At 63.6% G+C, this 14,394-nt stretch carries 13 protein-coding genes and 1 tRNA gene; 6 read left to right on the forward strand and 8 right to left on the reverse strand.

The genetic code is table 11. The annotated features are described in order from the left end of the window. Positions 1-275 precede the first annotated feature (275 nt). Positions 276-1,148: a LysR family transcriptional regulator gene (locus MB84_RS18785; protein ID WP_046292855.1), complete on the forward strand. Its 873-nt coding sequence runs from the start codon at positions 276-278 to the stop codon at positions 1,146-1,148. Positions 1,149-1,183: 35 nt separating this feature from the next. On the opposite strand, the gene MB84_RS18790 is transcribed toward MB84_RS18785, so the two are convergent. Further along, positions 1,184-1,642: a YaiI/YqxD family protein gene (locus MB84_RS18790; RefSeq protein ID WP_046292856.1), complete on the reverse strand. Its 459-nt coding sequence runs from the start codon at positions 1,640-1,642 to the stop codon at positions 1,184-1,186. A gap of 81 nt (positions 1,643-1,723) precedes the next feature. Further along, a tRNA-Arg gene (locus MB84_RS18795) sits at positions 1,724-1,800 on the reverse strand. Positions 1,801-1,994: 194 nt separating this feature from the next. On the opposite strand from MB84_RS18795, the gene rocD reads away from it, so the two are divergent. Continuing rightward, on the forward strand, positions 1,995-3,200 hold the full coding sequence (gene rocD / locus MB84_RS18800) for an ornithine--oxo-acid transaminase (RefSeq protein ID WP_046292857.1): 1,206 nt from the start codon (positions 1,995-1,997) through the stop codon (positions 3,198-3,200). A 35-nt stretch (positions 3,201-3,235) separates the two neighbouring features. Here rocD and MB84_RS18805 read toward each other — a convergent pair whose 3' ends face one another. After that, the gene (locus MB84_RS18805) at positions 3,236-3,565 is read right to left on the reverse strand and encodes a DMT family transporter (RefSeq protein WP_046293992.1); all 330 of its coding nucleotides are present in this window, start codon (positions 3,563-3,565) and stop codon (positions 3,236-3,238) included. A gap of 254 nt (positions 3,566-3,819) precedes the next feature. Here MB84_RS18805 and alaC point away from each other — a divergent pair, with 254 nt between their 5' ends. Continuing rightward, positions 3,820-5,037: an alanine transaminase gene (gene alaC / locus MB84_RS18810; RefSeq protein WP_046292858.1), complete on the forward strand. Its 1,218-nt coding sequence runs from the start codon at positions 3,820-3,822 to the stop codon at positions 5,035-5,037. Positions 5,038-5,121: 84 nt separating this feature from the next. Here alaC and MB84_RS18815 read toward each other — a convergent pair whose 3' ends face one another. From MB84_RS18815 to MB84_RS18830, 4 genes are read right to left on the reverse strand one after another with little or no spacing between them, the layout of a single operon-like run. Next, on the reverse strand, positions 5,122-5,544 hold the full coding sequence (locus MB84_RS18815) for a PPC domain-containing DNA-binding protein (RefSeq protein ID WP_046292859.1): 423 nt from the start codon (positions 5,542-5,544) through the stop codon (positions 5,122-5,124). Next, positions 5,541-6,077: a PPC domain-containing DNA-binding protein gene (locus tag MB84_RS18820; protein WP_046292860.1), complete on the reverse strand. Its 537-nt coding sequence runs from the start codon at positions 6,075-6,077 to the stop codon at positions 5,541-5,543. Before MB84_RS18820 ends, MB84_RS18815 begins: the two co-directional genes overlap by 4 nt. Then, positions 6,074-7,651 carry an acyl-CoA synthetase gene (locus MB84_RS18825; RefSeq protein ID WP_046292861.1) on the reverse strand — a complete coding sequence of 526 codons (1,578 nt, stop codon included), beginning with the start codon at positions 7,649-7,651 and terminating at the stop codon, positions 6,074-6,076. The genes MB84_RS18820 and MB84_RS18825 overlap by 4 nt, the downstream gene beginning before the upstream one ends. A 28-nt stretch (positions 7,652-7,679) precedes the next feature. Then, on the reverse strand, positions 7,680-8,846 hold the full coding sequence (locus MB84_RS18830; RefSeq protein WP_046292862.1) for an acetyl-CoA acetyltransferase: 1,167 nt from the start codon (positions 8,844-8,846) through the stop codon (positions 7,680-7,682). A gap of 673 nt (positions 8,847-9,519) precedes the next feature. On the opposite strand from MB84_RS18830, the gene MB84_RS18835 reads away from it, so the two are divergent. The 3 genes from MB84_RS18835 (at position 9,520) to MB84_RS18845 (ending at position 13,275) form a co-directional block, all read left to right on the forward strand. Then, positions 9,520-10,539 carry a TRAP transporter substrate-binding protein gene (locus tag MB84_RS18835; RefSeq protein WP_046292863.1) on the forward strand — a complete coding sequence of 340 codons (1,020 nt, stop codon included), beginning with the start codon at positions 9,520-9,522 and terminating at the stop codon, positions 10,537-10,539. A 15-nt stretch (positions 10,540-10,554) separates the two neighbouring features. Further along, positions 10,555-12,417 (forward strand): TRAP transporter large permease, encoded by a 1,863-nt coding sequence (locus MB84_RS18840; protein ID WP_046293993.1) that lies wholly within the window; start codon positions 10,555-10,557, stop codon positions 12,415-12,417. Positions 12,418-12,519: 102 nt separating this feature from the next. Beyond that, positions 12,520-13,275 carry an SDR family NAD(P)-dependent oxidoreductase gene (locus MB84_RS18845; protein WP_046292864.1) on the forward strand — a complete coding sequence of 252 codons (756 nt, stop codon included), beginning with the start codon at positions 12,520-12,522 and terminating at the stop codon, positions 13,273-13,275. Between the two features lie 53 nt (positions 13,276-13,328). On the opposite strand, the gene MB84_RS18850 is transcribed toward MB84_RS18845, so the two are convergent. After that, positions 13,329-14,273, reverse strand: coding sequence for a LysR family transcriptional regulator (locus tag MB84_RS18850; RefSeq protein ID WP_039400645.1), 945 nt, complete (start codon positions 14,271-14,273; stop codon positions 13,329-13,331). Between the last annotated feature and the right edge of the window lie 121 nt (positions 14,274-14,394).

The raw sequence follows: 14,394 nt of genomic DNA on the forward strand, positions 1-14,394 counted from the left end.
ACCGCGTTCGGTGCGCGGCGTCGAGCGACGGGCTGGCCGCATATGCGCCAGCGATGGGGGAGGACCGGGGCCCCACATCGCTCCGGAGACACCATGGACGGCAGGTACGCGTTGCGCGAAGGAGGTCTATGCCCGAGACCACCGGACCGGGGGGATCCGGTCGTCTGCCGCCAAGCCTATGTTGGCGTTTCAATCTGGCGTTTCAATTGGAGCTGCGCGATTCTGCCGCGAAATTGTTGTTAGAAAAAGTTGGAACCTATCTATAAAATGAATGGATGAACTGGACAATAGAACAATTGCGCTACTTTGTGGCGGCAGCGGAGGACGGCTCGATATCCGCTGCCGCGCGTCGCATGGGGAAAGCCCAGTCGGCGGTGAGTACGGCGATTTCGCTGCTCGAGGCGGATTTGGGATTTGAACTATTCGACCGCAGCCGTCGGAATGCACGCCTCACCGATCAGGGCGAGGTGATGTTGCTCGAAGCCAAGGAGTTGTTGCGGCAGGCCGAGGGGTTGAACCATCGGGCGAACGCGCTGGCGTTCGGCGAACAGCCTCAGTTGTCGCTGGCGCTGGACGAGGCGCTGCCGTATCAGGCCGTCAGCGAACTGGTGCGCGACCTCGCCTATCAATTCGCCTATCTCGAACTGACGCTCCTGAACGGCACCTCGACGGAAGTCGCCGAGTACGTGGAGAAGCAGCGCGCGGATATCGGCTTTCACGTCGACCGTGGGGCGATCTCGTCGGCGCTGGGCCACAAGTACATCGGCTCGGCTGTGCAGGGCGTATTTGTGGCGGGCGACCATCCGCTGGCCTATCGCGATCAGGTCACGCGCGGCGATCTCGCGAAATATCGTCAGCTTCTGTTGCAGATGGACGACATCACGCCGCTGCAACTGAGCCCGTCGATCTGGCGCGCGGACAGCTCGTACGTCATCGCCAGCATGGTCGTGGACAAGCTTGGCTGGGCAGTGCTGCCCATCGATATTGCGGCGTACGAAGATCTTCATGAACTACGTTGCGACGATCTCGGTCTTCCGCAGTTGCCGGTGCGCATGCTGTGGCGGTTCGGTCGCGAACCCAACGATGTCATGCGCTGGTGCGAAGCGCGCTTCGGGGAATTGCTGCGGGCGAGTTCAAAGGGGACCTGAAAACCATGCATGGCGCGGAAGCCGCGCGGGCAAGCCTAACGAGGTGACTTGCGCTGACGCGCCAGAAAGCGGTCCAGTTCACCGGCAAACGCCTTGCTGTCGCGCGGACTGAACGGGGCGGGACCGCCGGTCTCGATCCCCGCGGTGCGCAACTGGTCCATCATGTCGCGCACGGAAAGGCGCTCCTTGATGTTCTCCGGCGTGAACCAGCTCCCGCGCGGGTCGAGCGCACGCCCGCCCATCTCGATGACCGCCGCCGCGAGCGGAATGTCCGCGGTAATCACCAGATCCCCCGCTTCGACCATCTCGACGATACGCGCGTCCGCCACATCGAACCCTGACGGCACCTGAATCGATCGGACGAACGGTGACGGCGGCGTGCGCAGAAACTGATTTGCCACCAGCGTGACCATCATTTCTTCACGCTTGGCCGCGCGGAACAGGATTTCCTTGATGGCGGCGGGGCAGGCGTCGGCGTCGACTAGCACTTGCATTTCAGGTCACTTCCTCCAGAGAGGCGACCATGATACGGCAACGCGAAGAGAATCTTTGTCGCTTTTATCGGATGCGGTAGCTGGCCTGCCCAGAGGGATTCGAACCCCCGACCGTCGGCTTAGAAGGCCGATGCTCTATCCAACTGAGCTATGGGCAGTGCGTGATGGCGGCGATCGGATATCGCTGCCGGAGAGACCCGGGGGCTGCGCGCACGTGAAACGTGCGCCACATCCGAGTAATCGACGATTATAGCGCACGTACAAGCCAGTTTCATACGCGGCGCTTCGGGACTTGTCCCCTTTGCGTGCCATCTCGTTCGCATCTAGACTTCGAGTGTGGAGGAACGCGCTCATGAACGAGATCGAACGCGAACAACGCTTTGGTGCGCACAACTACTCACCCCTGCCCGTCGTGCTCTCGCATGCCAAGGGCGTCTGGGTCTGGGACGTCGAGGGCAATCGCTATCTCGACATGATGAGCGCTTATTCCGCCGTCAGTCACGGGCACGCGCATCCGCGTCTCGTCGCCGCGCTCACCGCGCAGGCGCAGCGCCTCGCCGTCGTCTCCCGCGCCTTCTACACCGACCGTCTCGGCGCTTTTCTCGAACGCCTCTGCGACCTCACCACACTGAGCGGCGCCCTGCCCATGAACACCGGCGCCGAAGCCGTCGAAACCGCCATCAAGGCGGCGCGCCGCTGGGGTTATAGCGTGAAGCGGATTCCCGCCGAACGCGCCGAAATCATCGTCGCCGACGGCAATTTCCACGGACGCACCACCACCATCGTCGGCTTCTCGTCGGAACCCGCCTATCGCGCCGATTTCGGCCCGTTCGCGCCCGGCTTCATCCGCGTGCCGTATGGCGACATCGACGCCGTACGCGCCGCCATCACCCCCAACACCTGCGCCGTCCTGTTCGAAACCATTCAGGGCGAAGGCGGTATCGTCGTGCCGCCTGACGGCTTTCTTCGCGGACTGCGTCAACTGTGTACCGAGCAGAACGTCCTTATGCTGCTCGACGAAATTCAATCGGGTCTGGGGCGCACCGGCCGCTGGTTTGCCTATCAGCACGAAGGCATCGTGCCGGACGGCATCATGCTCGGCAAAGCCCTCGGAGGCGGCCTGCTGCCGGTGTCCGCCTTCGTCGCGCGACGCGACGTGATCGACCTGTTCGAGCCGGGCAGCCATGGCTCGACGTTCGGTGGCAACGCGCTGGCAGCCACCGTCGCACTCGAAGCGCTCGACGTCATGGCCGACGAAGACCTGCCGGGCAGAAGTGCGGAGATGGGCGAATACCTGCTATCGCGCCTGCATGCGATTCATTCGCCATTGATTCGGGAAGTGCGCGGTCGCGGTCTGTGGGCAGGCATCGAAGTCGATCCGGCGCGGGCCGACGCTCACGACCTCTCGATGGGGATGCTGCGACGACGTGTCCTCGCCAAGGAAACCCGCGCGACGGTGCTGCGTCTCGCGCCGCCGCTCGTCATCGAACGCGCAGAGATCGACAGCTGTATCGCCGCGCTCAAGGCAGTACTTGCCGAAGCCGAAGGTCATCGCTGATCCGGGCGCGCCACATGTCGAACATGTCGACCGTCTCAATGGGCAGACGACTTCGACCAGAGATTCATCACCAGTACCCCGGCGATGATCAGCGCCATGCCGAGCAATGCCGGAGCGTCGAGCTTCTGCCCGAAGAGCACGCGTGACGCAATCGAGATGAGCACGATGCCCAGGCCCGACCACATCGCATAGGCGATGCCCACCGGAATCGTGCGCAGCGTGAGCGACAGCATGTAGAACGCGATGCCGTACCCGACGACGACCAGCGCTACGGGACCCACGCGCGAGAAGCCATCGGAGGCCTTCAATGCCGACGTCGCAATCACCTCTGCCACGATTGCCACCAACAGGTACACGTACGCCATCGACACTCCTTTCGCTTTCGCGCTGCCCGGTTCAAGGCCGGTCATCTTAACCGACGGCCTTGCGCAGCGCCGCCCACGTCGAGCGTCCTCGTGCGCATGACCGCGCGAACGATGGCGTGTTCGTCCATCGCAAAAATCGCCTGCAAGAATGTCTTGCCAAAGCGCCCGACGCCGCGCTACAGTCGCCGTCACGGTGTGGCCAGCACACCGGCGTCGCTCGGACGGTTCCGGGCGCTTACGTTCCAGGGTTCAACATGTCCAGCTCTCAGGGCTCGCGCAGCTTTGCGCGCATCAATCGTCTTCCCCCGTACGTTTTCAACATCACCGCCGAACTGAAGATGGCCGCGCGCCGTCGTGGCGAAGACATCATCGATCTGTCGATGGGCAACCCCGATGGGGCCACGCCGCCGCATATCGTCAGCAAGCTCGTCGAAGTCGCACAACGTCCCGATACCCACGGCTATTCGACCTCGCGCGGTATTCCGCGTCTGCGTCGCGCCATCACCCACTGGTACAAGGACCGCTACGACGTCGAACTCGACCCGGAGCGAGAAGCCATCGTCACCATCGGGTCGAAGGAAGGCCTCGCCCACCTGATGCTCGCCACGCTGGATCAGGGCGACACGGTGCTCGTGCCCAATCCGTCCTACCCGATTCACATCTACGGCGCGGTCATCGCCGGTGCGAACATCCGCTCCGTGCCGATGACGCCCGGGATCGACTTCTTCACCGAACTCGAACGCGGCATTCGCGAGAGCCATCCGAAGCCCAAGATGGTGATCCTCGGCTTCCCGTCGAATCCCACGGCGCAATGCGTCGAACTGGAATTCTTCGAACGCGTCGTCGATCTTGCACGCAAGCACGACATTCTCGTGGTGCACGATCTGGCCTATGCCGACATCGTGTATGACGGCTACAAAGCGCCGTCGATCATGCAGGTGCCCGGCGCGCAGGACGTCGCCGTCGAATTCTTCACGTTGTCCAAGAGCTACAACATGGCCGGCTGGCGTATCGGCTTCATGGTCGGTAATGCGGAACTGGTCGCAGCGCTCGCGCGCATCAAGAGCTATCACGACTACGGCACGTTCACGCCGGTTCAGGTCGCCGCCATTGCCGCACTCGAGGGCGATCAGACGTGCGTCGAGGAAATTCGCGAGCAGTACCAGCGCCGCCGCGACGTGCTCTACAAAGGACTGACGGAAGCGGGCTGGGCGGTCGATCTGCCGAAGGCGTCGATGTACATCTGGGCACGCATTCCCGAACCCTACCGCACGCTCGGCTCACTCGAATTCGCCAAGAAGCTGCTCGCGCAGGCGAAGGTGTCGGTCTCGCCAGGCATCGGCTTCGGCGAGTATGGCGACGAATACGTGCGCTTCGCGCTGATTGAAAACGAGTCGCGCATCCGTCAGGCGGTGCGCGGCATCAAGCACATGTTCCGTGAAGACGGATTGGTGCAGCCGGTCACCGCTTAAGCACAACGGCATGCGCCGATCACGACGAAAAAGGGGGACGCATCGGATGCGTCCCCCTTTCGTTTTGCGCCGCCGCTCACACGCTCAGGCGGGCAACCACTCCTGCAACGTCACCTCGATGGTAATGAACGAGAGATTGCCGCCGCGCACGAAGCGTCCCGCGAACATGCGCCCCTCGGTGTCCGCCACCATGCCGTGCAGCATCGGCATGGCGCTTGCCGAATCCGCCCCCTTCGGGCGTGTATCGACCTCACCGAACACGTTGAGAATCTCCACCCCGGGGCCGTTCACCACCTGTTCGCGCCAGCCGTCGCCGGCGCGAAACGCCAGCCTCGCATCGATCAGACTCCCCACTGCGCCACGCACGATCGCGCGCGCAATCGCATGCTCGGCGCACAGCGCCTCGATGCTTTCCGTCAGATCCTGATTCGGCTTCAGGCGCGCCACCACCAACCTGCCCAATGTGCCATTTTCGATGGCGACGGGAACATCCAGCGCGACGCTCATGACAGTTCTCCCGCCACCGGGCGCAACAGGTGGAACCGTGTCTCCTCGTCGTCGCCCGTCACGTATCCACCGTGCGCAAAGAGACACAGACGAATCACCACCGGTTCGTCTCCGGCCCACGTGTGATCGAGAATCAGATGCCCGCCATGCAGCTCGCCCGACGGATCGGAAAAGCCCGCATGGCAGTGCATCAGCGTCGCGCCGTCGGCCGTTCGGCCCACGGTAATCGCGCCGCCGATCAGATCGACTTCGCGCGTCTCGTCGACCGGCTCACCATAGCCGAAGGGACGATCCGCATCCGTCGTGTTCTCGATCATGTGGTACCGCAGACCTCGCGCGGTCCCCGCACAGAAACGCCCGACGCCGCCGCCGTACGCATAGCGGGATAACGCCGCGCGTAAAGCCTCGCCGAGATTGGCACCGGTCCGGATCGTCACGCGCAGTTCGTGCTGCCCGCTCAACACGCAGTCTTCCACACGGGGTAACGTGGGGGCGCCTGCATGTCGATAGACCCGTGAAAGCGCAGGTTTCATAGTCGATAGTCTCCTTGCTCTTCGAGCATCGTCTTGATTTGCTTCTTCACGATCTTGCCGTAGCCCGATTTGGGCATGGCACTCCAGAACACGAAGCGACGCGGCCACTTGTAGCGGGCAATACGCGCTTCGAGATGTCCGAGCAGTTCATCGGCCTGTGCGGCCATGCCTTCCCGGGCGACCACCACCGCGAGCCCGCTCTCGCCCCACTTGGGGTCGGGCACGCCAAGCACCGCGCACTCCGACACGCACGGATGCGTGAGCAGCGCTTCCTCGATCTCACGCGGGTAGACGTTCGAGCCACCCGAGATGTACATGTCCGACGCCCGGCCCGTGATGTACAGGAATCCCTGCGCATCCACATGGCCTAGGTCGCCGGTGTGGAACCAGTCGTCCTTGAACGCCTTGGCGTTGGCGTCCGGATTGTTGTGATACCCCATGAAGACGGCCGGACCGCGCACGCAGATTTCGCCCGACGCGAACGCCGGTTGACGCTGCCCCTGCTCGTCCAGAATCGCCACCTCCATACCCGTGCGCGGCACCCCGCACGTGCCGACGCGCGCATCGGGCGCATCGTCGTCATCGCTGTGCAGCCACGGCGGCAACACCGTGATGTTGCCCGTCACCTCGCCCAGTCCGTAGTACTGCACCAGTACGCGGCCCAGCTTCTGCAACGCGTACTTCTGATCGGCGCGATACATCGGCGCGCCCGCGTAGATTACGAAGCGCAGCGAGCTATGGTCGTAGCGGTCCACCGTCGGATCTTCCACCAGCATCTTGACGATGGTCGGCACCGTGAACATGTTGTCGACCCGGTGACGCTCGATGGCCTGCCAGACCTGTTCCGCGTCCATCTTCTCGCCCGGCAGCAACACGCTGGCCGCACCGCGTGCCGTGTTGACGATGGCGTGAATGCCCGCGCCATGCGACAAGGGGGCAACGACCATCGAGCGGCTGCGATACGTAATGCCGGGCATCAGATCGGCCAGATGGTTGGTGACGACGAACGCCATCTGCCCGTGCGAGAGCACGCCCGCCTTCGGATGGCCGGTCGTGCCCGAGGTGTAGAAGAACCACAGCGGATCTTCGTATTCGACTTCCTCCTCGTAACCCTGAGCCCCCATGTGTTCGGCAACGAGTGTCTCGTAATGCAACTCGCCCGCGCGCGGTGCGCCGAGGGCGATGACGTGGCGCAATGCGGGCGACGCCGCACGCACCGCATCGACGTGGCCTTCGAAACCCGCGTCATAAATCATCACGCAAGCGCCGCTCGACTGCCCCAGATACGCCGCCTCGGGGGCGGTGATGCGGAAGTTCGTCGGCACCCACACGGCCCCGAGGCGAAACGCGATCCATGCGCTCTCGAAAATCGGCAGGTTGTTACGCGAATGCACGAGCAACTTGTCGCCCTTCTTCACGCCGAGCTTGCGCAGCGCGTCGACCACAGCGTTCACGCGGGCATCGATCTCGCCCCACGTCGTGACGTTCTCGCCGACGATCAGCCCGGGTTCGTCCGGGTGCCGCCGCGCGACGTCGGCCAACATCCGGCCGAGGTTCATGACCTTCTTGAGCATTTCTCGTCTCCTTGATGGCCCGGCACGCTTAGCGCGCTTCGAGAATGCTCACGTAGTTCGCCACGGCCGCGCCGCCCATGTTGAAGACGCCCGCCAGCTTCGCATCGGGAATCTGCATGTCGCCCGCCGTCCCCGTCAGTTGCATCGCCGCCATCACGTGCATCGACACACCGGTCGCGCCCACCGGATGCCCCTTCGCCTTCAGACCGCCCGACGGATTCACCGGCAGCAGGCCGTTCTTTTCCGTCAACCCTTCGGCCAGGACACTCGCACCCTGTCCCGGCTTGGCCAGCCCCATGGCTTCGTATTCGATGAGCTCGGCGATGGTGAAGCAGTCATGCGTCTCGACCAGCGACAGATCCTTCAGCGACACCCCGGCCACACCCAGCGCCTGACGCCACGCATGCTGACCGCCTTCGAACGCCAGCGGGTCGCGTCGCGAGAGGGGCAGATAGTCGTTGACCTGCACGGCCGCGCGGAAACCGACCGCCTTGGGCATGCTGCGTGCGACATCTGCCTTGGAGATGACCAGCGCAGCCGCACCGTCCGACACCATCGAGCAGTCGGTGCGCTTGAGCGGACCGGCCACGAACGGGTTCTTCTCGGAGACGTTGCGGCAGAAGTCGTAACCGAAGTCGCGACGCATATGCGCATACGGATTGACCGAGCCGTTGCGGTGGTTCTTCGCCGCAATGCGCGCGAGCGCGTCGGATTGATCGCCGTAGCGCTCGAAGTAGGCCTGCGCGATGGTGCCGAACACGCCCGCGAAGCCACCGGGAATGCCAGCCTCCTCACGCGCATACGAACACTTGAGCAGCACTTCGCCGACCTGTGGCGTGGCGAGTTCGGTCATCTTCTCGAAGCCGATCACGAGCACATGGGTGGCTTTGCCCGCTTCGATGGATTGCAGCCCGCCATGTACGGCGGCGGAACCGGTCGCGCACGCATTTTCGTAGCGCGTGGCGGGTTTGAAACGCAGGCCGGGGATGCGGTTGAAGATGAGCGACGACGGGAAGTCCTGATACAGGAAGCCGCCGTTGAAGGTACCGACGTGGATGGAATCGATCTGTTCGGGCGAGAGGCCCGCATCGTCGAGGGCGGCCTGGGCGACGTCGGCCAGCAGGACCTCGGCGTCGACGTTATCGAGTTTGCCGAACTGGGAGTGGGCCCAGCCGGTAAGGCATGCAGCAACCATGAAGTGTCTCCGGAAAATTGGGGTCATCCAGACTCCGGTGAGCAATTTCGATGCCAGATCCTTGCAAGGCGCGAGTACACGGGCAGCGCAACGCCTGATCTGTCACGTCGACGGCCCGGTCAGTCGTCGTTGCGAGGTCGTTCCCTTGCTGCGCTTGTGGCGCCTATGCAATTGACGCAAGCGTAAAGCGGGAGCCGCTGGCCCATCAAGTGAATTCTGAAGCCCACCGGATGAAGAAAATTTGCTGTGCCGCAGCAATGCCCGGCATGCCGAAATGCGTGCGACACCTGTCGCACCGGGCGTGGCGGCATTTGCGACAGGTGTCGCAACGCGTCGGCGAAATGCGACAGGTGTCACACCCGCATGTTTGCTGTGTCCGGGCGAGCCTCGCACGCGCAGCAAGACGCGCCGTGCCCCGCCAGCGTCGCGCACGCCTGTTGCGCCTGATGAAAGGCCCAAGCGGGGCGCACGGTCCACGCGCAGCACCGCCTTCGGGAATTCACTGATGCTTAACAACGTAAGGGTTTTCCCGTTCGGATGCCGAACTGGCATTCGATTTGCGTAAGATTAGCCAGCCACTTTTTCGAGTTGGCCGGGACGCTGCATCGCAGCACGCTTGCACGCCCCGAGCTTCAGACGCAGTCACCAAACCAATAATCAGGAGACATGCAGTATGAGCACTATGGATCGCCGCCATTTCATCAAGGTTGTGGCCGCCACATCGGCCGCCGCCGCTACGGGGTTGTATCAGACGCAGGCGCACGCTGCCGAATTCACGCTGAAGTTCGCCAATAACCTGCCGGTCAGCCATCCGATGAACATCCGCGCCAAGGAGATGGCGCAGAAGATCGCCGAGCAATCGAAAGGCCGCATCGACTTCCAGATCTATCCGAACAATCAGTTGGGCTCCGACAGCGACATGCTGAGCCAGATTCGTTCGGGTGCGATCGACTACTTCACGCTCTCGCCGCTGATTCTCGGCACGCTCGTACCCGCCGCACAGATTTCGGGCGTGGGCTTCGCGTTCAAGGACTACAGCCAGGTGTGGGCGGCCATGGACGGCGATCTCGGTGCGCACGTGCGCGGCCAGATCGCGAAGACGACCGTGTTCGCGTTCGACAAGATCTGGGAGAACGGTTATCGCCAGATCACCACGAGCAGCCGTCCGATCAACTCGCCGACCGACCTCAAGGGCCTGAAGATCCGCGTGCCGACGAGCCCGCTGTGGACGTCGATGTTCAGGGCGTTCGATTCGTCGCCCACGTCGATCAACTTCGCCGAAGTGTATTCGGCCCTGCAGACGCACATCGTCGAAGCGCAGGAAAACCCGCTGGCGCTGCTGACCACGGCCAAGCTCTACGAAGTGCAGAAATACGTGTCGATGACGAACCACATGTGGGACGGTTTCTGGTTCCTCGCCAACAAGCAGAAGTGGGACAAGCTGCCGAAGGACCTTCAGGAGATTGTCACCGCCAACGTGAACGCCGCCGCCATGGCGCAGCGCGACGACGTGCGCAAGCTCAACGATGGCGTGATGGCGGAGCTCAAGCAGAAGGGTCTGGTGTTCAACGCCCCGAACAACGAGCAGTTCCGCGACAAACTTCGCGCCGCCGGCTTTTACGCCGAATGGCACAAGAAGTTCGGCGACGAAGCATGGGCCATGTTGGAAAAGTACACTGGGAAGCTCGCGTAAATGGAAACGTTGACGATGACGGCCGAGCCGACGCACGCGCTCGCCCGCCTCTTCTGCCACGTCAACCGCGCGGTGATGAAAGTCACCGAGGCGGTTGCCGTGCTGCTGGTGGTGGCGGAAACTCTCATCCTGCTCGCGGGCGTGGTCTCGCGTTACGGGTTCGACAATCCGCTCACGTGGTCGGATGAGCTCGCGCAGATGCTGTTCATCTGGCTCTCGATGCTCGGCGCGGTGCTTGCCCTCGACCGGGGCGAGCACATGCGCTTGTCCGCCATCGTCAACAAGCTTCCCGCTGCCTGGCGCGACTGGTTCCAGACCATGGCCGCGCTGACGGTGTGCGTGTTCGTCGCGCTCATCATCATGCCCGCGTACACGCATGCCATCGAACAGATGGACATCACCACGCCGGCACTGGAAATCCCCGACGGGCTGCGCGCAGCCGCCCTGCCGGTAGGCGCGGCGCTCATGCTCATTGCCGCAATCTCACGCATGGCACGCTGCTCCAGTGCGCGTCAGTTCGGCCTCGGCGTGCTGTTCGTCGCAGCGCTCGGTGCGGCGCTCTGGCTCGGCCGCCCTGCGCTGATCGCGATGGGCAACTACAACCTGCTGATCTTCTTCGTGCTGATTGTCGGCGCATGCGTGGCCGGCGGCATTCCGATTGCGTTTGCCTTCGGGACCGCCACGCTCGCGTATCTGGCGCTGGTGACGGACGCACCGCTGCAAATCGTCGTGAGCCGCATGGACGAAGGCATGTCCGGCCTCGTGCTGCTGTCAGTGCCGCTGTTCGTGCTGCTGGGTGCGCTCATCGAGATGAGCGGTCTGGCGCGCAGTCTGATCGAGTTCATGGCATCGCTGCTCGGCCACGTGCGTGGCGGCCTGCAATACGTGCTGCTCGGCGCGATGTTCCTCGTCTCGGGCATTTCCGGCTCGAAGGCGGCCGACATGGCAGCCGTCGCCCCGGCGCTCTTCCCCGAGATGCAACGCCGGGGCTCGAAGCAGGAAGACCTGGTGGCGCTGCTGTCGGCCACCGGCGCCATGACCGAGACGATTCCGCCGAGCCTCGTGCTCATCACGATCGGTGCGGTGTGCGGTGTGTCGATCACGGCGCTCTTCGTCGGCGGCCTGCTGCCTGCCGTGATCGCCACACTCGCCATCGTCGTGGTGTGCTTTGCCCGCTCGCGCAAGGAAGCGCCGAGCGCAGCACGTCGCGCACCGTGGGGCGTCATCGGCAAGACGTTTATCGTGGCGCTGCCCGCCCTCGCGCTGCCGATCCTCATCCGCACGGCCGTGATCGAGGGCGCGGCTACAGCGACCGAAGTCTCGACCATCGGTATCGCCTACACGATCGTGATCGGCTTGATCGTCCACGCCTTCAGGAAGCACCTGAACTTCAAGCGTCTTTATCCGCTGCTCACGGAAACGGCCGCACTCTCCGGCGCGATTCTGCTGATCATCGGCATGGCGACGGCCATGGCCTGGGCGCTCACGCAATCGGGTTTCTCCGCGAAGCTCGTCGGCCTGATGCACGGCGTGCCGGGTGGACAAGTCGGCTTCCTGCTCATCTCGATGGTCGTGTTCATCGTGCTCGGCAGCGTGCTCGAAGGCATTCCCGCCATCGTGCTGTTCGGCCCGCTGCTGTTCCCGGTCGCCCGCTCGCTCGGCATTCACGACGTGCACTACGCGATGGTCGTCATTCTCTCGATGGGGATGGGCCTGTTCGCTCCGCCGCTCGGCGTGGGCTTCTATGCCGCGTGCGCCATTGGCAAGACATCGCCCGACAAAGTGTTCAACCGGATGTGGACCTATATGGGCGCGCTGCTCGTCGCCCTGCTCGTCGTGGTCTTCATCCCCTGGATCTCGATCGGTTTCCTGAAGTAACGCTAACCCTGTAACGGTTTCGCGGTATCACCGACGGGCTCCGCCGCACAGCTGGCGGCGGGGCCCGTGCTGTAGCCATCAGTACATTTAGGAGTCCATAGCATGACGGAGAAGGTAGCAGTAGTCACGGGCGGTGGAATGGGTATCGGCGCCGCCATTTGCGAACGTTTGGTCAAGGATGGCATGACGGTCGTCGTGGCCGATCTGAACGAAGGTGCGGCGACTGAGACGGCCGCAGCGCTGAGTGCGTCGGGCGGGCGCGCGTGGGCGCTGGGCATGAACGTGGGCGAGGAGGCGTCGATTGCCGACGGCTTTGCACAGATTGCCAGGCGGCACGGGCGCTGCGACGTGCTGGTGAACAATGCGGGCGTCGCCAAGACGTTCCCGTTTCTCGACTACCCGCTCGATCACTGGCATCAGGTCATGGCCGTCAATCTGACGGGCACCCTGCTATGCGGGCAGCACGCCGCGCGTCTCATGCGCGAGCAGCGCTGGGGACGGATCGTCAATCTGGCGTCGGTCGCGGGCATTCTTGCCAGCGCCGGACGCACGGCATACGGCACGTCGAAGGCGGCCGTGATCGGGCTGACGCGCCAGATGGCCATCGAACTTGCCCCCTTCGGCATCACCGCCAATGGGATCGCCCCCGGCCCCATCGACACGCCGCTGACCAAAGTGCTGCACTCGGACGTTTCGCGCCGTCACTACACGGAGACGACGCCGCTCGGGCGCTACGGACAGCCGCATGAAATCGCCGGTGCGGTGAGCTTTCTCGCGTCGGACGACGCGTCGTATGTCACCGGCCATATCCTGCCGGTCGACGGCGGCTTCGTCGCCGCCGGGATTCTGGAAATCTGACGAGGGCAGGCGCGACGCGATCGTCGCGCTCACCGCGCCTTAGCCCGCCAGGCTCAAAGCACGCTGGTGTCCGGCAGATCGGGCACCAGCCGCGCGCCCGGTGCGCGCTGCATCTCGCGCCACACGCTGCGCGCATTCTCCACGAACGTCGCCACGCACGGGTTGTGATTGTCCCGACTCCATAACAGCGCCACCTCGGCCACCGGCGCATTGCGCAGCGGCTTGAACACCGCATTGCCGGACGCACTCGCACTACTCATCGACATCGGCACCATCGCCACCCCCAGCCCCTCCCCCACGAGGTTGATGATCGTCTGCTGAAGGTTCGTTTCGAGCCGGATGTGCGGCGAGAACCCCGAGCGGCGGCAGTGGGTCACGACCAGATCGTAGACAAGCGGCGCGATCTCGCGCGGAATGCTCACGAACGACTCCTCGGCGAGTTGCGCGGCGTCGAGCACGCGGACCTTCGCCAGCGGGTGCGTGCGGGGAATCACCGCCACCATCTCTTCGCGAAACACCGTGGCCGTGTCCAAACCGGTCAGATCCTCGGGACGATACATGATGCCGACGTCGGTCTGGCCCGCGCGTACGGCCTCTGCCAGCAGGTTCGGCAGCGTCTCCGCAAGCTTCATGTCGACGCGCGAGAACGCCGCCGCGTACGTCCGGGTGAGCGCTGGCAAGATGTTGTATGCCGAAGACATCATGAAACCGACCGTAATCGCACCGTCTTCCCCACGGCTTGCCGCCACCACGTTGCGACGCGCCCGATCGACGGCGTTGAGGATTTCCACTGCATCCTGATAGAAGCGATTGCCCGCCCGCGTGAGACGCACGCTGCGATTCGTCCGCTCGAACAACTGCACGCCCAGTTCCGCTTCCATCAAGGCAATCTGACGCGAGAGCGGCGGCTGGGAGATATGTAACTGCTGGGCCGCGCGGCCGAAGTGCAGGGTCTGCGCGAGCACCACGAAGTACTGAAAATGGCGCAACTCGATCATTTGATACCCCTGAGGTATTAATAGCGCATCAATATTGTATTGGATGTTATGACTGCGCGGTCGTATCCTGCTTTGGCGGTAGGTCACCCGAGCCGGCCGCGACATAAAGAGACGTCAGGAA

Source organism: Pandoraea oxalativorans, assembly GCF_000972785.3.
Lineage (GTDB): Bacteria > Pseudomonadota > Gammaproteobacteria > Burkholderiales > Burkholderiaceae > Pandoraea > Pandoraea oxalativorans.